We start from the raw sequence: 23021 nt of genomic DNA, 5'->3' as shown, positions 1-23021 counted from the left end.
GTCCATGTTCAGCACCGCCTGGCAACGTTGCACGGCTGTGGCGAGTGGGCTTGCCCACGCTGGGCTGCATGGCAGCCCTGAAACCTGCGAACGGGGCCTGGCTGATGCAACGCGGTGGCTGGCTTTGCGGCCGCTGCGCAGCCGAGCGTGGGCAAGCCCACTCGCCACGGTGAGGGGGCGCCTGTGCGTACTGGCGCTGCTGTTCAGCACGTCGGCATTCGCCGTCGAAACACCCGCCCTGGATGTCGAGCAATCCCAGGTGTTCCGCGCCTGGTTCGTGCGCATCGCCCAGGAGCAGCTGACCCAGGGCCCGAGTCCGCGCTGGTACCAGCAGGACTGCGCCGGCCTGGTGCGCTTCGCCGCCAACGAGGCGCTCAAGCAACACGATGACAAGTGGTTGCGGGCCAATGGCCTGTCCAACCGCTACCTGCCACCCGAGCTGACCCTGAGCGACAGCCAGCGCAAGCTGGCCCAGCAATGGCAGCAGGGTGGCGGCAAGGTCGGGCCCTACGTCAACGCGATCAAGCTGATCCAGTTCAACAGCCAGCTGGTCAGCCGCGACCTCAACCAGGCGCGGCCCGGTGACCTGCTGTTCTTCGACCAGGGCGACGACCAGCACCTGATGATCTGGATGGGCCGCAACATCGCCTATCACACCGGCACCACCACCCCCACCGACAACGGCATGCGCTCCGCCAGCGTGCAGCAACTCATGACATGGAAGGACACCCGATGGATACCCGATGCAACGAACCCCAACTTCATCGGCGTCTACCGGCTGAACTTCCTCTCTCGATGAACGGGTCTTCCATGATGCGTCTGTTATCCCGAATGGTTTTCGCCCTGGCCGTGCTGTTGCCGGTCGCCGCAGGTGCCGCCGACGACTCGGTTGCGCCGAGCAACTACACGCCGATTGCCGGTGAAAGCTTCTTCCTGCTCGCCGACAGCAGCTTCGCCAGTGACGAGCAGGCGCTGGTCCGCCTTGAAGCGCCGGGCCGTGACTACCGGCGCTTCCGCATGGAACCGTATGGCGGCGCGGACATCCGCGTGTACCGCATCGACCAGCCGCTGGAATTCCTCAAGCGCCAGAAGAACCTGCACCGGGTGGTCAGCGACGGCCAGTTCAAGGGCGAGGGGCTGTCCAACACCCTGGCCTACCTGTGGGACAACTGGTACCGCAAGTCCCGCCGGGTGATGCAGCGGGCGTTCTCCTACGAGTCGCGCAAGCAGGTGACCGAGCAAGTGCCGGAACTGAAGATGGGCGACAGCTTCAATCGGCCGACTCCGTACGACAACCCGCCGCAATACGCGCCGCTGCCGGGCCTGCCGCTGGTCAGCCAGTTCCGCTACCCGCTGTGGGACGCCAAGCCGATCCAGCCGCCGAAGGGTGTCGACCTGGCCGGCTCCTCCAGCCAGTTCGTCAGCGTCGCACCGGGTAACGTCTACATTCCGCTGGGCAAGCTGAAACCGGGCCTGTACCTGGTCGAGGCGCTGGTCGGCAAATACCGCGCGACCACCGTGGTGTTCGTCTCCAACACCGTGGCCGTGAGCAAGATCGCCGGTGACGAGCTGATGGTCTGGGCTGCGCGCAAGCATGAAGGCAGCTCGGTGCCCAAGGTCAAGGTGCTGTGGACCGACGGCCTGGGCGTGATGAGCAGCGGCGAGACCGATGCCGACGGCCTGTTGCGCCTCAAGCACGTCAGCCCGGAGCGCTCGTTCATGATCGGCGAGGATGACGAGGGCGGGGTGTTCGTCTCCGAGAACTTCTACTACGACAGCGAAATCTACGACACCAAGCTCTACGCCTTCACCGACCGGCCGCTGTACCGGCCGGGGGATTGGGTGTCGCTGAAGATCGTCGGTCGCGAATTCAAGAACGCCCGTGACTCGGTCAACCCGACCGGCGCCCCGGTGCGGGTCAGCGTGCTCGATGCCACCGGCACCACGCTGCAGACCCTGGACCTGAACCTGGACGGCAAGGCCGGTACCCAGGGCCGTTTCCAGCTGCCGGACAATGCCGTGGCCGGCGGCTACGAACTGCGTTTCACCTACCGCGACCAGACCTACAGCAGCGCCTTCCGCGTCGCCGAGTACATCAAGCCGCACTTCGAGATTTCCCTGGACCTGGCCAAGCAGGACTTCCGCACCGGCGAGCCGGTCAAGGGCAAGCTGCAACTGCTGTACCCGGACGGCAAGCCGGTGGCCGACGCACGGGTGCAACTGACCCTGCGCGCCCAGCAACTGTCGATGGTCGACAACGAACTGCAGTACCTCGGGCAATTCCCGGTGGAACTGACCAGCGCCGAGCTGACCACCGACGACAAGGGCCAGGCCGCACTCGACCTGCCGGCCGCGGAGAAGCCCAGCCGCTACATGCTCACCGTGTTCGCCAGCGATGGCGCCGCGTACCGGGTCAAGACCACCAAGGAGATCCTCATCGAGCGTGGCGCTTCGCGCTACAGCCTGTCGGCCCCGCAGCGTTTCAGCGCCAGTGGCGAGACGGTCGCGTTCAGCTACGCCAACGAGTCCGGCGTGGAGCAGGCCAACGCCAGCAAACCAAGCAGCTACAGCTGGGTGCGCCTGGAGGACCAGACCACCGGTGGCGGCAAGCTGGCGGCCGGCGACAAGGGTTTCAGCGTCACCTTCGATCGTCCCGGCACCTACAACCTGTCGCTCAAGGATGACCACGAGCGCATCCTCGGCGCCGCCGGCCACTCGGTCACCGGCGACGGTGTGAAAGCCGTGCCCGGTACCGTCGAGATCCTGCTCGACAAGCCCGAGTATCACGCCGGTGACGAAGCCCTGGCACTGATCACCTTCCCGGAACCGGTCAACGACGCACTGCTGTCGCTGGAGCGCGACAAGGTCGAGGCCACCGCGCTGCTGTCCAAGGGCGCCGACTGGCTGCGCCTGGAGAAGATCAGCGCCAACCAGTACCGCGCACGGATTCCGGTGAAGGATAACTTCGCCCCCAACCTGACCTTCTCGGTGCTCTACACCAAGGGCGGTGAGTACAGCTTCCAGAACGCCGGCCTCAAGGTCGCCACGCCGCAGATCGACGTGGCCATCGCCACCGACAAGGACAGCTACCAGCCGGGCGATACCGTCTCGGTGGACCTGATCACCCAGTTCGCCGGCAAGCCGATCCCGGCGCACCTGACCGTCAGCGTGGTGGACGAAATGATTTATGCCCTGCAGCCGGAAGTGGCGCCGAGCATCGACCAGTTCTTCTACCACCCGCGGCGCAACAACGTGCGTACCAGCGCCAGCCTGTCGTTCATCAGCTACGACGTGGCCCTGCCGGGCAGCCCTGGCGCGCCAGGCAAGGCCAACCGCAGCGAGCGTGGGGTCAAGGTGCTGGAGCGGCCGCGTCGCGAAGACGTCGACACCGCCGCCTGGCAGCCGGAACTGGTCACCGATGCCAATGGCAAGGTGCGTTTCACCTTCCGCATGCCGGACTCGCTGACCCGCTGGCGCATCACCGCCCGGGCCATCTCCGACGCCGGGCAGGTGGGTCAGCGCAACCAGTTCATCCGTTCCGACAAGCCGCTGTACCTGAAGTGGAGTGGCCCGACCCACTTCCGCAACGGCGACCAGCCCAAGCTCGGCCTGTTCGCCTTCAGCCAGGACGACAAGCCGGCCAAGGCCGAACTGCTGATCCGCTACGCCGGCCAGGAACAGCGCCTGCCGCTGTCGCTGAACAAGGGCGTCAACTATATCGCGCTGCCGGCGACCGCCCTGAGCGGCGGCGACTGGACGGCCGAACTGCAACAGAACGGCAAGGCCCAGGACACCCTGGCCGTGCGCCTCACCGCCGTCGGCGACGGCTGGCAGGTGACCCAGAGCCAGAGCCTCAGCGTTGCCAGTGGCGATACCCCGTTGAGCTTGCCGGCCGATGCCAGCGACATTCGCCTGCGCCTCGACGACAGCCCGCAGGCGCTGTTCCGCGCCAGCCTCGACGACCTGCTCAGCTACCCCTACGGTGGCGTCGAGCAGACCGCCAGCCAGTTGCTGCCGCTGAGCATCGCCTACCCGGCGTTGTCGGGTAACGCGCAGATCCGCGATCGCCTGCGCCTGATCCTGCAGAACAGCCGCCTGCGCCTGGTATCGATGGCAGGCCCCGAGGCCTGGTTCACCTGGTGGGGCGAGGACGTCACGCCGGATGCCTTCCTCACCGGCTACGCCTATTACGCCGACTGGTACGCCAGCAAGGCCCTGGGCGTGAGCCTGCCGCCGGAGCACTGGCAGCGGGTGCTGGACGTCTATGGCAAGCAGGCTGGCGCCACGCCGTTGCTGCAACGGGCGCTGGTGCTGTCGTTCGCCAAGGAGATGCAACTGCCGGTCAACACCCTGCTCAGCGGCCTGATGGACGAGCTGGCGAAAGCCGGCGAGGGCGCCGATGCCAATCTGCTGGATGATGGTGAAGACAGCGTGGTCATGGGCGCGCCGGACTCGGCCCTGGGCCTGGCCAGCGCGCGGGTACTGACCGCCGCGCTGGCGCGCCAGGGCAAGGTTGCCTTGCCGGACGCGTTCAGCAAGCAACTGCCGGCGGCCGAACAGCGCCTAGGCGCCAGTGCGCAACCGTTCGCCACGGCGCTGAACCTGTCGCTCAAGCCGTTCAATGCCGAGCAGGCCCAGGACCTGCTGCAGCGCCTGCTGCCGCAGCAATCCACCCTGGAGCGTGCCCTGGCATTGACCTGGCTGCAGCGCAGCGTCGAGCAGACCCCGAAAATGGTCAACCTGACGCCGGGTGAAGGCTGGCAGGTTCGCCAGGGCAGCACCGGTGAGGCCTACTGGCAGTGGCAAGGCCAGGGCGTACCGAGCGTGCTGACCCTGAGCGGTGCCCAGGAACGTCCGCTGCGGGCCAGCCTGAGCTACCTCAGCCAGGGCAAGGCCGCCGCCGACCTGCCGGTGCAGATCAGGCGCCGCCTGCTGGAACTGGTGCCGGATGGCGACGCCAATACCTTCAGCCTCAAGGCCGTGGGCGACAAGCCGCTGTCCAGCGACAGCCTCTACCTGGACGAAGTGACCCTCACCAGCAAGGCTGCCAAGCCGGTGCGCTACGGCATGCTCGAGCTGCCGCTGCCGCCGGGTGCGGATGTCGAGCGCACCACCTGGGGTGTCAACCTGGCCGGCCTGGCCGGTGAGGAGGCCACGCCACTGGAGAAGGCACACTTCGAGCCCGGGCAGATGGCCTATGGCGTGCCGGTCAACAGCCTCAACGGCGAAGTGCGCGTGCGCCACCTGATCCGCTTCTCGCAGAAGGGCCAGTTCAAGCTGCCGCCAGCGCGCTTCAGTCAGATCTATGCGCCGGAGCACCAGGCCCAGGAACAGAAGGCAGCCCTCGGACAAGTCACGGTCGAATGACATGATCCGCTCGCTGACCTGGCTGCTGTGCATCCTTCCTCTGCTGGCGACGGCAGAGGAGGCGCCGCTGCGCCTGGCCTGGAAAACCGCTGACGGCTACGAGCTGGTGCAGTTGAACACCACCCAGGTGCTCGGTCGCGAGCCGCTGCCGGCGGACTTGCAGACGCCGTTGGGCAGCCTGTGGAAACTGTTCGTCTATGCCTGGCTGGTGGACACCGACCGGCAGGAGCCAGCCTACGACTGCCATGGCCAGGATCACGAAGAAGTCTATTGCTGCACCCCGGGCGGCAGCATCGCCCGTGAGGCGGCGCTGGTCCGCTCCTGTGGCCTGTACTTCGATCCCAGGCGCCTGGACATTGATCCCGTCCAGTGGCGCAGCTACTGGCAGGCGCGCCAGGCTCCGGAGTGGCTGCTCGGCCTCGAGCGGTTGCAGCCGCAGACCCGCGTTCCCGTCGTTCAACTGCTGGAAGCGTTGCGCACGCTGCCGGCCCAGGACAGTGCGCGCAAGCTGCTGCTCGACGTGGTGCTCAACGCTGCCGACGGCCAGGCAGTGGCGGTGCTAGGTGGGCGCCTGCGGGTCAAGACCTGGAGCTGGCTCGGCGACCAGGACCCACAGTCGCGCCAGGGCGGCTTCGCCGGCTGGCTGGCGGACGGGACGCCGCTCTGGGCCGGTGGTCGCGGTACCAGCCAGATGGTGTTGCGGCACTATTCGGACGTGCTCGGCAGCTTCCTGCCAGCACCCCGGGCGGAGGACGCCGGGCGCTGCGTGCAGGTCGAGCTGTTCTCGCGCTACCCGCTCAAGGGCGTCAGCCGTGCCGATGGGCAAGCGGCTGCGGAGGGTGGCCTGCAAGGTCGCTACCGGGTCGACTTCGCCAACGGCAACCAACTCGACATCGAAAGCGCCGGTGAACTGTTCCTGCTGAACAACGCCGGCCAGCCACAACTGGTGGCCCGGCTCGATCGCGAGGAATACGTCGCCCGGGTCCTGCAGCGCGAGGCCAAGAGCGAACCGGTCGAGGCGGCCAAGGCCCTGGCCGTGGCGATCCGCAGCTACCTGTTGCAGAACGCTGGGCGTAGCGGTGACTGCCTGAGCATCGACGACAGCAGCAGTCGCCAGCGCGTGGCACCGCGACCGGCCACGGCCGAGGCGCGCGCCATCGCCGCCTGGACCAGCGATCTGGTGCTGGCCGGCAGCCCGGTGACCTATCACTCCGAGCTGTCCGGCCCGGACAAGCTGTCCTGGCAGCAGGCCGTGGAGCAGGCCAGCAACGGCGCGCGCTACGACCAGATCCTGCAGCACGCCTACCCGCGGGCGAGCCTGAGTCGCTGGGACAACCCGGTGGCCTCCTGCGACCCCTTGCCGGCGGCCCAGGAGTGGCTGCTCAAGCAGCGCCGGGTCTGGCGCCAGCGGCTGGACCGGGAAGTCGGCTATAACGAACTGAGCCGCTTCGCCGTCTGCCGCGTGTCGTTCGGTCGCCCGTATGTCGACCGCGAGCGTCAGCGCATCTACGTGCGCGGCGTGCTGACCCAGCAGGACCGCCTCGACCTGACCCATGAATACCTGCACCTGGCATTCGAAGCCCACCCGAACGGCCAGGACGAAGACTACATCGAAGGGCTTGCCCGCCACCTGTTACTGGAATAGGCCATGACATTGCGTATCCCAACCGTAGCCCTGTTCCTCGTCGCCCTGACGGCGTTGAGCACGGCCCAAGCCGAGATCAAGCTCGACACCCCGCGCGGAGGATGGCGCCAGGGTTCGTCGGATGGCGAAAACTACAGCCAGACCGTCAACTACCCGGCCTCGTCGGTCAATACGCCACTGGGCCAGGCCGACACGGCGCGGATCATGGGCCAGATCAAGGGCGCGCCGAAGAATGCCCGCGAGCCGGGCAACCTCATCGTCAACGGCGTGAGCATGCCGCTGAAGATCGATGCCGCTGGCAACTTCGACCGGCCGTTCGCCTTCCCCAACGGCACCAACAGCGTCGAGGTCCGCAGCCCCGACGGGCAGCAGCGCAAGCGCGTGCAGTTCCTCAACTCCGGCGGTGCGACCAAGGCCAAGCTGCGCATCCTGCTGTCCTGGGACAGCGACCACACCGACCTCGACCTGCACGTGGTCACCCCGGACGGCGCGCACATCTGGTACGGCGACCGCACGGCGCCCAACGGCGGCTCGCTGGACGTCGACGTCACCACCGGTTACGGCCCGGAGATCTTCTCCATGCCCGCGCCGATCAAGGGCCAGTACCTGATCTACGTGAACTACTACGGCGGTGGCTACCGCAGCGATGACGACGAGGACGGCGGCCAGGAAAACGCCGTACAGGCGTTGACCACGGCGAAGATCACGCTGATCACGGAAGAGGGCACGGTGAACGAGAAGATGGAGTCGTTCATCGTCCCGATGCGTGCACCGGGCGAACTGACGCTGGTGCGCAAGTTCAGCTATCCCTGATCCTCCATGAGCCAGGCTGCAGCGCTGCCCGGCGCCACCTCCACCCGGTTGCGGCCCTTGCCCTTGGCCCCGTAGAGTGCCTCGTCCGCCAGGGACAGCAGTCGTGACAGGTCGTGCCCGTTCTCCCGTGTCGTCACCACGCCGATGCTGACGCTGAGCAGTCCCGGCTCGAGCAGGGGCAGCGCGGCGAACTCCAGGCGGATACGTTCCGCCACGTCGACGGCTGCAGCCTCGTCGCTTTCCAGCAGGCAGGCGAATTCTTCCCCGCCAATGCGCCCGAACACGTCCAGCTTGTGCAATGTCCGGCTCATGACGCGGCTGAAGGCGATCAGCGCCTGGTCGCCCACGGCGTGGCCAAAGGTGTCGTTCAGGCGCTTGAAGTGGTCGAGGTCGCAGAGCAGCAGCGCAACCACCGTGCCACGCCGCTTGCAGCTCTCCAGCAGCTGTTCACTGCGGCTCATGAAGGCGCGGCGGTTGCCGATGCCGGTCAGGGCATCGCTGTAGGCGGCCGCCTTGAAGCGCAACTCGGCGCGCTCCTTGACCATTGCCAGGGTCATGTAGGCAATGCCGATCACGTAGACCATCGCTTCGAACAGCATGAACGAGAAAAATGAGGTGCCCTTGCCGGCGCCGGCCAGGGCCTGGTCCTGCCCCAGGCCCGTGTCATAGACCGCGCGGATGCAATAGAACACGGTGTGCAGCAAGGTCAGCAGAAACGCTGGCAGGTAGGAGACTTCGAGGCTCCTCTGGCTGCGCCAGAACTCCAGCACGGTGGCGGAGCCATAAGCGACGGTCAGCAGCGAGTAGGCGGTGACCCGGGCACTCAGCGACTCCATGAACGCGGGTACCAGGCACAGGATCAGCCAGGTCACCACACCGGCCAGGATCCCCGGTAGCCACGGTGCTCGTCCGGCCAGGACACGCATCGCCGTCCAGTTCATCGCCGCGCCCAGCAACAGTGCGATATTGCCCAGCACCACGGGCACGAAGTCGACGCCCAGGCCGCGCAGGCTCACCAGCAGCATGCCCAGCGATACCAGCAGCATCATGCTGCCGAGGTAGGCGAGCGGTCGCTCGCGGGTCTCACGGCTCCAGGCGTGCAGGGTCAGCAGGCCCATCACGCAAAAGATGAACACCGACACAATGAGCAGGGTCGGGATGTGTAGCGTCATGCTCTGAAGCTCCTTTGCCTGGCGCCTCAGAACGTTCCGGCAGCAAGCGCAAGGGTATGGCCAAAGGATGGCAACTGTACCTCAGTTGCCATGTCTTTCACCTCACTCATTTCTGGCGTTGGCTGGCGCTTCAGATCCCCGGGCCGATCACTCGTGCCGGGAGACGGGCCAGGCGATCCCAGCCGTCGGCATCGATCCCGGAGCTGTTTGCCAGCCACAGTTTCTGCAGCGGCAATTGTTCCAGCACGGATACTGCTGCCGAGGTGAGTTGCGATTCTCCCGGGCTGGCCGAGAGGGTCAGGTCCCGCAAGGGCAGGCCGCTGAGGTGGGCGACTCCCGCGTCGGTGATCCAGGGGCTGTCGTACAGGCTCAAGGTGTGCAGCGGCAGATTGTGCAGGCAGGCCAGGTCGGCATCGCGCAGGTTCAGGCCACCCAGGTCGAGCCGTTCCAGCGGCAAGCCCAGTTCGCTGAGCACACGCAGGGCCTGGCCGTCGATACCACTGCAGAAACTGAGGTTGAGGTGCTTGAGTGGCAGGCCAGCCAGCTGCTTCAACTCGTTGCCGGTGATCTCGTTCAGCGAAAGGTCCAGCGACTCCAGCGCCAGGCCACGCAGATCGCCCAGGGTATCGGCCTGGATGTCCTGCACATCGCTGAGCCCCAGCCGCTGGAGCGGAAAAGCGTGCAGCGTATCGAGCCGCTCGATCATCGCTCGTGACGCTTTCAGATCCAGGTCGGCGAGTGGCATGCCTTCCAGTTCAGCCAGGTCCTCCTCGCTGACGGAGGCGCACTGCAGCGACAGCCGTTCGATCGGCAGGTCGCGGATCGCCTGCAGAGTGGCTTCGTTCGCGTAGCAGTAGTCGAGGCGCAATGAGCGCAAGGTCGTCAGGCTTCGCAGCCACTCGGTGTTCTCCAGTAGGGCGAGACGCCCCCAACCCAGCGACAGGTGTTCGAGTGGGTGCCTGGACAGATGGGCCATGCCGCGCCAGCTGAGTTGTTCGAGACGCTCCAGCTCCAGTGAGCGCAACGGCAGTCGGGAAAGTTCGAGCAGGCCGTCGTCGGTGATTTCATCGCAGCGGTTCAGCGTCAGTTCCTGCAGTGTGGTCGGGCTGAGCCTGCGCAGGAAGTCGTCGTCGAAGTCATCGCCGTAGGTATGCAGTTTCAGCCGGCGCAAGCGCTCGGTTGATGGCAGGCAGGTCTCGTTGTCGGTGCGTGAAAAACCGCTGATTTCGAGTGTGTCGAGGGCCAGGGTGGGGAAACGCTGCCACAGGCCCTGGTCGCAAGTGAAGTTCGGGCTGTCGAGCACCAGCGTACGCAAAGGCAATCCGGCCAGGGCACTGAGCCAGTCCGGCTCGGCATGGCTCAGTTCCAGGCGGTCGACCGGCAGCCCGCGAAGTTGTGGCAACCAGGCACGGGGGCGGTTGGCCTGTGGCTTGGCGTGCCGTTCGGCGACCACCCTCATGGCCGCCGGATCACCCAGGCCGGCGGCGACCCGCACCCCATCCAGGGCCGCATCCGCGGTGTCGAGCAGGTCGCGATAAAGCGCGGCGCGCACCGCGACGTCATCGGGGGCGCTGGCCAGTCGGTCGATCAGGGCTTTGCGGTGGGGAGTGAGCACTGTCTGCGGTCCGTCGTATTTTCCTGGGCGAGCCAGGCCTCGGCCGATGCCGGTGACATCGGCTTGGAATAGAAATAACCCTGCACCAGCGAGCAACCCAGGCTGGCCAGGGCATCCAGTTCGCTGCGGGTCTCCACGCCTTCGACGATGCAGTCGAGTTGCATGTCCATGCTCAGCGCCACCAGCGACTTGACGATTTTGTAGCTGGCCGGTTTCTCATGCAAGCCGGTGACGAAGCTGCGATCGATCTTGATCTTGGTGAAGGCCAGCGAGTGCAGTTGGCTGAGGCTGGAGTAGCCGGTGCCGAAGTCGTCGAGGGAAATGCCGCAGCCCAGTTGGCGGAAACCGTCGATGGTGCGTTGTACCTGGACGATGTCCTGCATGGTTGCCGTCTCGGTGATTTCCAGGTCGAGTCGCCCGGGATCGAAACCGCTCTGGACGATCACCTCGACGATCTGCCCGGCCACTTCGTCGGAGGCACAGTCGTGGGCCGAGAGGTTGAACGACAGGCGAATGTCCTCCGGCCAGCGGTTGGCGGTCGCCAGCGCCTTGCGCAGCAGGGGCGGGGTCAGGCGGTTGATCAGGCCGATCCGTTCGGCTACCGGGATGAAATGATAGGGCGAGACATCGCCCAGCTTGGGGTTATGCCAGCGCGCCAGGGCTTCGAAGGACACGGTGCGTTGCGTGCGCAGATCGATCACCGGCTGGAACACCAGGTGGAACTCCTGTTCGATGTCCGCCCGGCGCAAGGCCTGCTCGGTCACCCCTTCGTGCAACAGTTGCTGGTGATGGCAGGCGGTGAACATCGACAGCGCACCACGATTGGTGCGCTTGCTGTGATAGAGCGCGTAGTCGGCGTACTCGAAGGCTTCGATGGCGTTGGTCGCCATGTCCGGGAAGGTCGCCATGCCGAGGGAGCCGCCGATCTGCACCGGCAGGTCGGTCAGCAGAAACGGCGTGGCCAGGGCATCGCAGACCCGCTGGCCAAAGGCGACCAGCGCGTCGTCGTTGGCATCGTTGGCCAGGATCAGCGCGAACTCGTCGCCGCCCAGGCGCGCCAGGTGCATATCTTCTTCCAGCAGGCTGTTCAGGCGCTGGCCGACCTGGGCCAGCAGGCGATCACCGACGCTATGACCGAACTGGTCGTTGACGGGTTTGAAACCGTCGAGGTCAATGATGCCCACCGCCAGGCGTGTCCCCCGGGCCTCTGCATTGGCCATCTCGCGGTCCAGGGTCGTGAAGAACTGTCGGCGGTTGGGCAGCCCGGTCAGGCTGTCCTCGTTCGCCAGCTTGAGGTTCTCGTCACTCAGTTGCTCGGCCTTGGCCTGGGCGTCGACCAGCCGGGTGAAAGCCCGGTAGTGGTTGTTCAGGATCACCAACATGGTGATCGACACCAGCAGCACGTTCAGCGCGGTGGCGGTGAAGGCCGTATTGCCCTTGGTGGAGAAGAACACCACGAACACCAGGTTGACGATCAGTGCGGTACTCTGCGCGGCCGGGCGCAGGTGCATCATGCTGAAGATCACGCCGATGACGGTGATCGCCATGTAGAAGGCGACGTGGGACTGCGCATAGATATCGCCATAGGGGAACAGCGCCAGCGACCACAGGGTAAAGGCCGTGGCAATGGGCGGCGCCAGCAGATTGGTACGCACCAGGGCGCGAGCGATCAACTCCGGCGCCGGTGGGTGATGTCGCATGCGCCACCACATGCCGCCGCGGACGCTGCAGATCAGGGTCATGGCCAGCGGTACGTAGAGGGTCAGCCACCTCGGCGCATTGTCCAGGTGGGTCGTGACCAGCGCCCAGGTGTTCACGACCAGGATGAAATACATCAGCGGCAACTGCCGAGCCAGCGCGATGTACTGGGCCCTGAGCAGCCTGGGGTTGTCCAGGGGCGGGGACATGAGTTTTCGAAGTTTGCCGAATAGGCCAGTCATTGTCGCGAGAGCCTCTGTGGCCGTGGTCGATACAGCTCCCTCTGCTTGGGGGCGGCTTCGTACGTGCATCCTTACGAGGTTCAGGCGCCCGCAGGCCGATCTGTGCCGGCTGTATTCTTTATTTCGGCTGGACCGGCGAGTTCTGGAGGTCGGCGTACGGTTTTTGGGGCGTTAGAGAATGAGAGGCGATCAACGGCAGCGCCAGGCGTGCACAGGGTGATTGACGACGGAGGTGAACGACAGGCATTAAAAAGCCGGCTTGTGGCCGGCTTCTCGGGGACGGGTTTGGCTCATTTTTGGTAAGCCTCGCCCGCCTTCAAAATGTACATGCGCAAAGGCAATGTCTGGTCGGGAGACCCTGTGCAGCAGTTTTGCACAGTGTCTGTGGCAGGCTGACCCGCTTTCGGGGGACGCTGCCCAAATGTGGGGCGCAGGATACCCACATTTGCGACATATGCCCAGCGAAAACCGCCACGCAGAGCTGTCGTTTTCAGCTAAATCCGCATTTCGGCGCTATTTGCACGGTACCGGCGGGCGGCGCTTGTTCAAGGTCGACCACCAGAACACCCAGCCGAGGATACGGATGCCCTGGCGTTCGATCTGTTCGGCACTGAAAACCTCGTCGGGGTATTCGTCATTGTTGTGGCTGCGTAGCCGCAAGGCGCCCGCGGGCAGGCGGTAGACGTACTTCACCCGCAGCATGCCGTCGTGTTCCAACGCATAGATTTCGCCATCGACCACCTGGGTCAGGCTGCGGTCGATGGCGATGGTGGAGCCGTCCTCGATCTTCTCGGCCATGCTGTTGCCGGTCATCGGCGCGCAGATGGCCTTGTCGGGGTCGACGCCCATGGCCTGCAGGATCCGGTAGGGCAGGCGTACCTTGCGCCCGGGCATGGCGCTGACCTGGGTCTGCTGGGAGCCCGGTGCCGTGGGCGTTTCCTTGTAGAGCGGAACCTGCACGTCGTTGCGCTCGGTGGCGGCCAGGTCGTCGCGGGCCGAGTAGGGCTCCTGTTCACCGGCCCGTGGCCGCAAGTTGTCGGCCTCTGCCTCGGCGGCAGAAGCACCGGGATGCTTCGGACCCTCGCCTGTCCGCAGCCAGCGGCTGTTGACGCACAACAACTCCGCTATCTCATCCATGCGGGCCATGGGGATGCCACGCTTGAACCAGTTATTGACGTGCTGCGGCGTCACTTGCCGATTGGCAGCGAAGTCCGAAGCGGAAAGATGGCACTCTCGCAAGAGCGCTCTTAAGCGATCACCTGATGTATTCATGAACACAGAGTTTACTGGCGTGCTACACCCGTTTAAATAAACGAGATGTTCAAAAATAGCGCTCAAAATCACACAACGTGATTGATTTTGTTGACTATTCCTACTCTTGTGTATGGGCGCCCGTTTCGCACTGTTTAGCCATTAAACGCCTTGTTTGTCCCGGGGTAAACGGACATAAAAAAACCCCGGCGGACCGGGGTTCTTCAGCAGCGCTTGCCAGCAGGGCGAATCAGCCCTTGAAGGCGGCAACCGACTTTGTGATTTCGGCGCGGGCAGCGTCAGCATTGCCCCAGCCTTCGATCTTGACCCACTTGCCTTTCTCGAGATCCTTGTAGTTCTCGAAGAAGTGCTTGATCTGTTCCAGCAGCAGGGCTGGCAGGTCGGTGTATTCCTTCACGTCGACGTACAGCTGGGACAGCTTGTCGTGAGGAACCGCGATCACCTTGGCATCGCCACCGCCGTCGTCGGTCATGTGCAGGATGCCGACCGGACGGGCGCGGATCACCGAGCCTGGAGCGACCGGGTAAGGGGTCACGACCAGCACGTCGAGCGGGTCACCGTCGTCGGCCAGGGTGTTGGGGATGAAACCGTAGTTGGCCGGGTAGAACATCGGGGTGGCCATGAAACGGTCAACGAACAGGCAATCGCTGTCTTTGTCGATTTCGTATTTGATCGGCGCGTGGTTGGCCGGGATTTCGATCGCGACGTAGATGTCGTTCGGCAGGTCTTTACCAGCCGGAATCTTGCTGTAGCTCATTGGGCGATGCCCCCGTTAGTTGACCAGGAAACCTGGTTGGATTGACCAAAAAGTGGCGGCGATTATAGGCACATTCCGGGGTGGATGCCACGTGTTGCAGGACGTGCGGGTGGTCTGGCACCCGCTTGCCGGATCAGTGCCCAGGCTGATAGCGCGGGTCGTGCGCCTGCAGGCGGTGTAGCCGCGCCAGCGGGTCCTGGCGATAGAACGCGCGCAGTTGTTCGTAAACCCTGGGGTAGGCGGCGTCCAGCAAATCCGGGGCACTGAAGAAGTATTCGCTGGTCACCGCGAAGAACTCCGCCGGGTTTTCCGCCGCATAGGGATCGATGGCGGTTTCGGCATCGGGGTCGCGGTCGAGTTGGCGGTTGAGGTCGTCGTAGGCATGTTGCATCGCCTGGGCCCAGTCGCCGACCCGCATGTCGCTGTGCAGCGGCGGCAGGCCGTTGGCGTCGCCGTTGAGCATGTCGAGCTTGTGCGCCAGTTCGTGAATCACCAGGTTGTAGCCTTCCCAGGCGCCACTGGCGAGCACGCCGGGCCAGGCGAGGATCACCGGGCCACGGTGCCAGGCTTCGCCGCTGTGCTCGGCGTCCCACTCATGCTCGACGCCACTGGCATCGCGATGACGCTGCGGGCTGAGAAAGTCGTCCGGGTACAGCACGATCTCATGAAAGCCCGAATACCATTCCAGGTCGCCCAGGTGCAGCAACGGCAGTTGCGCCTGGGCGGCCAGCAGCAGGCGGCTGTACTGGTCCAGCTCGACCCCCGGTAAGGTGCTCAGGTGCTTGTCGGCGAGGAACAGCACGCTGTGCTCCAGCAGCCAGCGGTCCTCGGCCTCGCTCAGGCCGTCGAGAAAACTCAGGTGCTCGCGCACCCGCTGCCAGGTTTCACTGGCAATGGGATGGCGGGCAAGGGTTCGGCGGCGGCGCCAGGCACTCAGCGACCACACGGAATTAGTGGGTCTCGGCCTTGGAGGCACCACCGAAGCGGCTGCGCAGCACACCGATGATCATCGGGACCAGCGACAGCAGGATGATGAAGACCACCAGCAGCGACAGGTTCTTCTTGATGAACGGGACGTTGCCGAAGAAGTAGCCGAGCGTCACCAGGCCGCCGACCCAGAGCACGGTGCCCAGCACGCTGAAGCCGAAGAAGCGTGCATAGGGCATCTTGCCAACGCCGGCGACGAACGGTGCGAAGGTCCGCAGGATCGGCAGGAAGCGCGCCAGGGTCACGGTCTTGCCGCCGTGGCGGTCGTAGAAATCGTGGGTCTTCTGCAGGTAGTCGCGGCGGAAGATCTTCGAGTTCGGGTTGCTGAAGAGCTTTTCGCCGGCCGTTCGGCCAATGATGTAGTTGGTGCTGTCACCGAGGATCGCTGCCAGCATCAGCAGCCCGGCCAGCAGCACCGGGTCCATGCCGCCGCCCGCCGCGACGGCACCGGCGATGAACAGCAGCGAGTCGCCTGGCAGGAACGGCATCACCACCAGGCCGGTTTCGCAGAAGATCACCAGGAACAGGATGGCGTAGATCCATGGCCCGTAATTGTTCACCAGCATGTCGAGGTACACATCGAGATGCAGGATTAGGTCCAGCGGGTTGAAATCCATGGGGTGGCACCTGTGTTGACGGCCTGGTTCCGCAGGCCTGCGCAGAAAATGGACACGTAGTTAACTACATCAAATGTAGTTTTTTCGTACATTGATATGAAACCGGGATTATAAGAGCTGGAGAGGATTCTGCTTGCGGAGTTTGTAGCGAAGAGTGTCTCCAGGCGCCTGCGAATTTGTACCCGCAGTGACCAGGGGGTGAGCTTTATGGCCTCTTCGCGGATAAACCGGTGCGCCGGACCGCCTGCTCCCACAGAAACCCCAGGCTCCTAGAGGAATGCGATCCCTGTGGGAGCCGGCGGTCCGGCGCACCGGTTTATCCGCGAAGAGGGCGCCGCAGGATTCTGAGAGGGCGCCTGTCAGTCGTCGCTGATCGGCAGTACGTAGTTCTTGAACTCGGTGTCTTCGCGAAAACCGATCGATTCGTAGGTCTTCTGCGCCACCTTGTTGTCGCTGCTGGTGGAGACGCGCAGGCGCACGGCATGGGTCTCGCGGGCCATCTTCTTGGCGGTGCGCATCAGGTTGTCGGCCACCAGCTGGCGCCGGGCGTCCTCGGCCACATAGATGTCGTTGAGAATCCACACGCGCTTGAGCGACAGCGAGGAGAAGCTGGGGTAGAGCTGGCAGAAGCCCAGCAGTTTCTTGTCGTCATCGTCCGCCAGTGCCAGGTAGATCACCGACTCCTTGCGCCGCAGGCGCTTTTCCAGAAAGCTGCGGGACGAATCGGGAAGGGGCAGTGAACCGTAGAATTCACGGTATTTGACGAACAGGGGCGTCAACAGGTCCAGATGTTCCAGGGTCGCTTGAGTAATCCGCATAGATCAGGCCTCAACTTCGTGGATATGACGGCAAACGGTTCACTCACTCGGGCAGCCGCTACGTCGATGCTGCCCAAAGCGTCGCAAAAGAGCAATCCGGATGACCATCAGTCCCTGGGCGGGCCCAGTAGGAAGTTGCCGTTTGAGTGGACATCCGATTCGCTTTCCAGTGTTTGCACTTGGGCCTCGTCCTTGAGATTGACCCCCGACAGTTGCCGGCGGCAGGCTTCTTTCATCAGGTACAGCAATTTGTGGGCGGCCAGGCCGTAGCTCATGCCTTCCAGTCGCACGTTGGAGATGCAGTTGCGGTAGGCATCGGTCAGGCCGACCTTGGGATTATAGGTGAAATACAGACCCAGGCTGTCCGGAGAGCTCAAGCCCGGGCGTTCGCCGATCAGGATCACCACCATCTTCGCGCCCAGCAGCTCGCCGATCTCGTCGGCGACGGCGACGCGGCCCTGCTCCACCAGTATCACCGGTGATTGTGACCAGCCTTCGGCTTCGAGTTGTTCTTCCAGGCGTGCCAGGAACGGCACGGTATGCCGGTGCACGGCCAGCGCCGACAGACCGTCGGCGACGACGATCGCCAGGTCGACTCCGCCCGGGTGGGCCAGGGCATGCTCGCGCAGTTGCCGGGCCGAGGCGTCGTTGAGCTTGCGCCCCAGGTCCGGGCGCTGCAGGTAGCTGTGGCGGTCATCGGCGGCACTGTGCAGCAGCAGGGTTTGCCGGCCGTGCTCGGCCAACTGTGCGCTGAGGCCGGCGTGGTCGAAGGGCAGGTGCACCGCATCGCGGGCCTGCGCATGGGCGAACTGGAAGTCCAGCTGGGCGTTGGTCGGCAGGCTGGTGCCGGTGCGACCCAGGGCGATGCGTGCCGGGGTCAGGCGGCGCAGTTCCAGCCAGGGGTTGTCGCTGTCGATCTGTTTGGCCATGTCATTCATCCTAGCTGCTCCAGGGCCTGGCGGAACGCCGGGGGCAGGTTGCTGCCGAACCGCACCTTGCCGTCGGCCTGGGTGAAGATGCCCATCCTGGCCAGCCACTGCTCGAATTCCGGCGCCGGCTTCAGGCCCAGGGTCTGGCGGGCGTAGAGGGCATCGTGGAACGAGGTGGTCTGGTAGTTGAGCATGATGTCGTCGGAGCCGGGAATCCCCATGATGAAGTTGATCCCGGCCACGCCGAGCAGGGTCAGCAGGGTGTCCATGTCGTCCTGGTCGGCCTCGGCATGGTTGGTGTAGCAGATGTCGCAACCCATGGGCACGCCCAGCAGCTTGCCGCAGAAGTGGTCTTCCAGGCCCGCACGGATGATCTGCTTGCCGTTGTACAGGTATTCCGGGCCGATGAACCCGACCACGGTGTTGACCAGGAACGGCTTGAAGTGCCGGGCCACGGCGTAGGCGCGGGTTTCGCAGGTCTGCTGGTCGACACCGAAGTGGGCGTTGGCCGACAGCGCGCTGCCCTGGCCGGTCTCGAAATACATCAGGTTCTGCCCAAGGGTGCCGCGATTGAGGCTCAACCCGGCGTCGTAGCCTTCCTGGAGGATCTTCAGGCTGATGCCGAAACTGGCGTTGGCCGCCTCGGTGCCGGCGATGGACTGGAACACCAGGTCCAGTGGCACGCCCCGGTTGATCGCCTCGATGGAGGTGGTGACGTGGGTCAGCACGCAGGCCTGGGTGGGGATTTCGTAGCGCTTGATCACCGCGTCGAGCATGTGCAGCAGGTCGCAGATCGAGCTCAGGCTGTCGGTGGCCGGGTTGATGCCGATCATCGCATCGCCGTTACCGTAGAGCAGGCCGTCGAGCACGCTGGCGGCAATGCCGGCCGGATCGTCGGTGGGATGGTTGGGCTGCAGGCGGGTCGACAGGCGGCCGCGCAGGCCCAGGGTACCGCGGAACTTCGTCACCACGCGGATCTTCTGCGCCACCAGCACCAGGTCCTGCACACGCATGATCTTCGACACCGCGGCGGCCATCTCCGGCGTCAGCCCCGGAGCCAGGGCGCGCAGGCTCTGTTCGTCGGCGGCCTCGCTGAGCAGCCAGTCGCGCAGGCCGCCGACGGTCAGGTGGCTGACGGCGGCGAAGGCCTGCTTGTCGTGGGTGTCGACGATCAGCCGGGTGACTTCGTCGGCTTCGTAGGGAATCAGCATTTCCTCGAGGAAGTGCTTGAGCGGGATGTTGGCCAGGGCCATCTGGGCCGCGACCCGTTCGCCGTCGTTCTGCGCGGCGACGCCGGCGAGAAAGTCGCCGGAGCGGGCGGGACTGGCCTTGGCCATGACCTCCTTGAGGCTGTCGAAGCGATAGGTCTGGGCGCCGACGGAATGGGCGAATGTGGCCATGGGGCGGTGTCCTCCTGGATCCGAACTGTTTCTGTGGCATCCGACGTGGCGAGTGGGCTTGCCCACGCTCGGCTGCGCAGCAGCCGTAAAACCTGAGCGCCTGTTCTGTCTGGTGCGGCGCAGTCGCTGGTTTCAGGGCCGCTACGCAGCCCAACGGGGGCAAGCCCCCTCGCCACAAGGGGCTGGCGTTGTAATCCGTAGGAGCGGGGCTTGCCCGCGAAGCTTCTGGCGATCTCAGGATCCCATTCGCGGGCAAGCCCTGCTCCTACAGCTCAGTGGTGTTCGATGGCGGGGCGCCAGGCGCCCTGCACTGGTGCAACTCAGTTACCGGTCAGCATAGCGTCCGTCGGCGCTTGCGAGCGCTGGCTGGCGGTCAACTGGAAGTAGATGAAGCCCGCCACCATGAAGCCCAGGAAGATCAGGCCGATCAGCGTGTTGAACCAGGCCATCGCTACCAGGCAGACCAGGGCCAATGCAAGGGCGATGCCGGGAACGATCGGATAGCCCGGGGCACGGAAGGTCCGCTCAAGGTTCGGTTCGCTGCGGCGCAGCTTGAACAGACTCATCATACTGATGATGTACATGACGATGGCGCCGAATACCGACATGGTGATCATCGCCGCCGTCAGGCTCATGCCCTGCAGGTTGACCAGGCCGTCGCTGTAGATCGCCGCGATGCCGACCACCCCGCCGGCGAGGATCGCCCGGTGCGGGGTCTGGAAGCGCGAGAGTTTGGCCAGCGACTGTGGCAGGTAGCCGGCCCGGGCCAAGGCGAAGAACTGCCGCGAGTAGCCGAGGATGATCCCGTGGAAGCTGGCGACCAGGCCGAACAGGCCGATCCACACCAGCATGTGCATCCAGCTCGAGTTGTTGCCGACCACCGCCTTCATCGCCTGGGGCAGCGGGTCGTTGATGTTCGACAGCTGGCGCCAGTCACCGACGCCACCGGCCATCACCATCACGCCGATGGCCAGGAACACCAGGGTCAGGATGCCGCTGACATAAGCCTTGGGAATGGTGCGCTTGGGGTCCTTGGCTTCTTCGGCGGCCATGGCCGCGCCCTCGATGGCGAGGAAGAACCAGATGGCGAAGGGAATCGCCGCGAAGATGCCGGGAATCGCCGCCAGGCTGAACGTGCTCGAGCCCGACCAGCCATTGAGCACGAAGTTGCTGAAACTGAAGCCCGGCGCGACCACGCCCATGAACACCAGCAGTTCGGCCACGGCCAGCACGGTGACCACCAGCTCGAAGGTGGCCGCGATGCTGACACCGAGGATGTTCAGGGTCATGAAGACGATGTAGGCACCCACGGCGGCGATCTTCGGATCGAGGCCGGGATACTGCACGTTGAGGTAGGCGCCGATGGCCATGGCGATCGCCGGTGGGGCGAAGACGAACTCGATCAGGGTGGCAATCCCGGCGATCAGGCCGCCTTTCTCGCCGAACGCCCGGCGACTGTAGGCAAAGGGACCACCCGCATGGGGAATCGCGGTGGTCAGTTCGGTGAAACTGAAAATGAAGCAGGTGTACATGGTCGCCACCAGCAGGGCGGTGACGAGGAAGCCCAGGGTCCCGGCGGTTCCCCAGCCGTAACTCCAGCCGAAGTATTCACCGGAGATCACCAGGCCGACCGCGATGCCCCACAGGTGCAGGGTGCCGAGGGTCGGTTTGAGTTCTGTTTGGGCAGTCATAAGTCCTCGCTTGTCTTTCTTATTGTTCGGTTGTTGGACTTTCGGGTGTCGATTCTCTGTGGAGCACGCACGCAGGGCCCGGGCCGGTGTGGCCGGGCGTTATTTGGGGTGTCAGGGAGGGCCTCTTCGCGGGCAAGCCCGCTCCCACAGGGTGATGGGCGCCGGGCCCTGTGGGAGCTGGCTTGCCAGCGAATGGTCTTCAGGGGTTTAGAAGAACCCGAGCGGATTGATGTCGTAGCTCACCAGCAGGTTCTTGGTCTGCTGGTAGTGGTCGAGCATCATCTTGTGGGTTTCACGACCGACGCCGGACTTCTTGTAGCCACCGAACGCGGCGTGCGCCGGGTACAGGTGGTAGCAGTTGGTCCACACGCGACCGGCCTTGATCGCGCGGCCGACGCGGTAGGCGCGGTTGATGTCGCGGGTCCACAGGCCGGCACCGAGGCCGAACTCGGTGTCGTTGGCGATCGCCAGGGCTTCGGCTTCGTCCTTGAAGGTGGTGATGCTCACCACCGGGCCGAAGATTTCCTCCTGGAACACACGCATCTTGTTGTTGCCCTTGAGCAGGGTCGGCTGGATGTAGTAACCGCTGGAGAGGTCGCCATCGAGTTTCTGCACCTGGCCGCCGGTCAGCAACTGGGCGCCTTCCTGCTTGGCGATTTCCAGGTACGAGAGGATCTTGTCGAACTGCTGCTCGGACGCCTGGGCGCCGACCATGGTGTCGGTGTCCAGCGGGTCGCCACGCTTGATCTGCTCGACCTTCTTCATCACCGCCTGCATGAATTCGTCGTAGATCGACTCCTGCACCAGGGCGCGGGATGGGCAGGTGCACACTTCACCCTGGTTGAAGAACGCCAGCACCAGGCCTTCGGCGGCCTTTTCGATGAAGCTCGGCTCGGCCTGCATGATGTCTTCGAAGAAGATGTTCGGCGACTTGCCGCCCAGTTCCACGGTCGACGGGATGATGTTCTCGGCGGCACATTTCATGATGTGCGAGCCGACCGGGGTCGAGCCGGTGAAGGCGATCTTGGCGATGCGCTTGCTGGTGGCCAGGGCCTCGCCGGCCTCCTTGCCGAAACCGTGCACCACGTTCAGCACGCCAGGTGGCAGCAGGTCGCCGATCAGTTCCAGCAGTACGCAGATGCCCAGCGGGGTCTGCTCGGCGGGCTTGAGCACCACGCAGTTGCCGGCGGCCAGGGCCGGGGCGAGTTTCCAGGCGGCCATCAGCAGCGGGAAGTTCCACGGGATGATCTGGCCGACCACGCCCAGTGGTTCATGGATGTGATAGGCCACGGTGTTGCCGTCGATTTCGGCGGCGCTGCCTTCCTGGGCGCGCAGGCAGCCGGCGAAGTAGCGGAAGTGATCGGCGGCCAGCGGGATGTCGGCGTTGAGGGTTTCGCGCACAGCCTTGCCGTTGTCCCAGGTTTCGGTGATCGCCAGGGTTTCGAGGTTCTGTTCGATACGGTCGGCGATCTTCAGCAGGATCAGCGAGCGCGCCTGTACCGAGGTGCTGCCCCAGGCATCGGCGGCGGCGTGGGCGGCATCGAGGGCCTTGTCGATGTCCTTGGCGTTGGAACGGGGGAATTCGGCGATGGGCTTGCCGTTCACCGGCGAAGTGTTGGTGAAGTACTGGCCGTCGACCGGCGCGACGAACTCGCCATTGATGTAGTTGCCATACTTGGCCTTGAACGAAACGATGGCGCCGGCAGTACCAGGGTGGGCGTAACGCATGGTGTGTGTCTCCTTGGCTTTTGTGCTTATTGGGGAGTACGCGGTTTAGCGTCTGATCAAGCGTAGAGCAAAGGTCGGGCCAGTGCGTTGAAAGCGCTCTATGGCGGGGCCTTGCTCTGCTCGAATGCAGCCGGTACTGCTGGGTTGTGGCAGGGCTGGTACAGCAGCTGGTGACACTTTGTACCGTCTGTGGCACAGCCTGTGACTTGGCGGTCGCGCAGAGATTGCAATGCCCGCCGTGCAGGAGGATGCTGGGGCATGTGGATGTGC

At 64.6% G+C, this 23021-nt stretch carries 16 protein-coding genes; 4 read left to right on the top strand and 12 right to left on the bottom strand.

The features are described 5' to 3' along the window. Positions 1-4 precede the first annotated feature (4 nt). The 4 genes from HU752_RS29035 to HU752_RS29020 are packed head-to-tail and all read left to right on the top strand — an operon-like array spanning position 5 to position 7825. Positions 5-799 (top strand): DUF1175 domain-containing protein, encoded by a 795-nt coding sequence (locus tag HU752_RS29035; protein ID WP_225920080.1) that lies wholly within the window; start codon positions 5-7, stop codon positions 797-799. After that, entirely contained in the window at positions 796-5367 is a 4572-nt protein-coding gene (locus HU752_RS29030; protein ID WP_186683084.1) for an alpha-2-macroglobulin family protein, read from the top strand. The genes HU752_RS29035 and HU752_RS29030 overlap by 4 nt, the downstream gene beginning before the upstream one ends. A gap of 1 nt (position 5368) precedes the next feature. Next, positions 5369-7012: a DUF2300 domain-containing protein gene (locus tag HU752_RS29025; RefSeq protein ID WP_186683082.1), complete on the top strand. Its 1644-nt coding sequence runs from the start codon at positions 5369-5371 to the stop codon at positions 7010-7012. A gap of 3 nt (positions 7013-7015) precedes the next feature. After that, positions 7016-7825 carry a YfaP family protein gene (locus tag HU752_RS29020; RefSeq protein ID WP_186683080.1) on the top strand — a complete coding sequence of 270 codons (810 nt, stop codon included), beginning with the start codon at positions 7016-7018 and terminating at the stop codon, positions 7823-7825. Here the strand turns inward: HU752_RS29020 and HU752_RS29015 are convergent. The 12 genes from HU752_RS29015 to exaC form a co-directional block, all read right to left on the bottom strand. Further along, positions 7816-8997 carry a GGDEF domain-containing protein gene (locus HU752_RS29015; RefSeq protein ID WP_186683078.1) on the bottom strand — a complete coding sequence of 394 codons (1182 nt, stop codon included), beginning with the start codon at positions 8995-8997 and terminating at the stop codon, positions 7816-7818. The two genes, HU752_RS29020 and HU752_RS29015, sit on opposite strands and share 10 nt — an antisense overlap. Before the next feature lie 130 nt (positions 8998-9127). After that, positions 9128-10612 carry a leucine-rich repeat domain-containing protein gene (locus tag HU752_RS29010; protein WP_186683076.1) on the bottom strand — a complete coding sequence of 495 codons (1485 nt, stop codon included), beginning with the start codon at positions 10610-10612 and terminating at the stop codon, positions 9128-9130. Further along, on the bottom strand, positions 10585-12519 hold the full coding sequence (locus HU752_RS29005; RefSeq protein WP_186683074.1) for a putative bifunctional diguanylate cyclase/phosphodiesterase: 1935 nt from the start codon (positions 12517-12519) through the stop codon (positions 10585-10587). The genes HU752_RS29010 and HU752_RS29005 overlap by 28 nt, the downstream gene beginning before the upstream one ends. 546 nt (positions 12520-13065) lie before the next feature. Then, positions 13066-13824 (bottom strand): LexA family transcriptional regulator, encoded by a 759-nt coding sequence (locus tag HU752_RS29000; protein WP_186683072.1) that lies wholly within the window; start codon positions 13822-13824, stop codon positions 13066-13068. Between the two features lie 229 nt (positions 13825-14053). Further along, a complete protein-coding gene (ppa, locus tag HU752_RS28995; RefSeq protein ID WP_017902328.1) occupies positions 14054-14581 on the bottom strand; it encodes an inorganic diphosphatase in 528 nt (175 codons plus the stop codon). Positions 14582-14714: 133 nt separating this feature from the next. Then, entirely contained in the window at positions 14715-15527 is an 813-nt protein-coding gene (locus HU752_RS28990; RefSeq protein WP_186683070.1) for a M90 family metallopeptidase, read from the bottom strand. Positions 15528-15531: 4 nt separating this feature from the next. Continuing rightward, the gene (locus HU752_RS28985) at positions 15532-16185 is read right to left on the bottom strand and encodes a DedA family protein (protein ID WP_186683068.1); all 654 of its coding nucleotides are present in this window, start codon (positions 16183-16185) and stop codon (positions 15532-15534) included. A 359-nt stretch (positions 16186-16544) separates the two neighbouring features. After that, positions 16545-17003 (bottom strand): GNAT family N-acetyltransferase, encoded by a 459-nt coding sequence (locus HU752_RS28980; protein WP_054058412.1) that lies wholly within the window; start codon positions 17001-17003, stop codon positions 16545-16547. Positions 17004-17110: 107 nt separating this feature from the next. Continuing rightward, a complete protein-coding gene (gene eutC, locus HU752_RS28975; RefSeq protein WP_186683066.1) occupies positions 17111-17941 on the bottom strand; it encodes an ethanolamine ammonia-lyase subunit EutC in 831 nt (276 codons plus the stop codon). Next, entirely contained in the window at positions 17938-19332 is a 1395-nt protein-coding gene (locus HU752_RS28970; protein ID WP_186683064.1) for an ethanolamine ammonia-lyase subunit EutB, read from the bottom strand. The genes eutC and HU752_RS28970 overlap by 4 nt, the downstream gene beginning before the upstream one ends. A gap of 320 nt (positions 19333-19652) precedes the next feature. After that, positions 19653-21023, bottom strand: coding sequence for an ethanolamine permease (eat, locus tag HU752_RS28965; protein WP_186683062.1), 1371 nt, complete (start codon positions 21021-21023; stop codon positions 19653-19655). A 207-nt stretch (positions 21024-21230) separates the two neighbouring features. Next, positions 21231-22751, bottom strand: coding sequence for an acetaldehyde dehydrogenase ExaC (exaC, locus tag HU752_RS28960; protein WP_186683060.1), 1521 nt, complete (start codon positions 22749-22751; stop codon positions 21231-21233). Between the last annotated feature and the right edge of the window lie 270 nt (positions 22752-23021).

It is taken from the genome of Pseudomonas vanderleydeniana (genome assembly GCF_014268755.2).
GTDB lineage: Bacteria > Pseudomonadota > Gammaproteobacteria > Pseudomonadales > Pseudomonadaceae > Aquipseudomonas > Aquipseudomonas vanderleydeniana.
The sequence above is the reverse complement of the archived record's forward strand: the minus strand, read 5'-3'. Positions and strand labels throughout refer to the sequence as shown.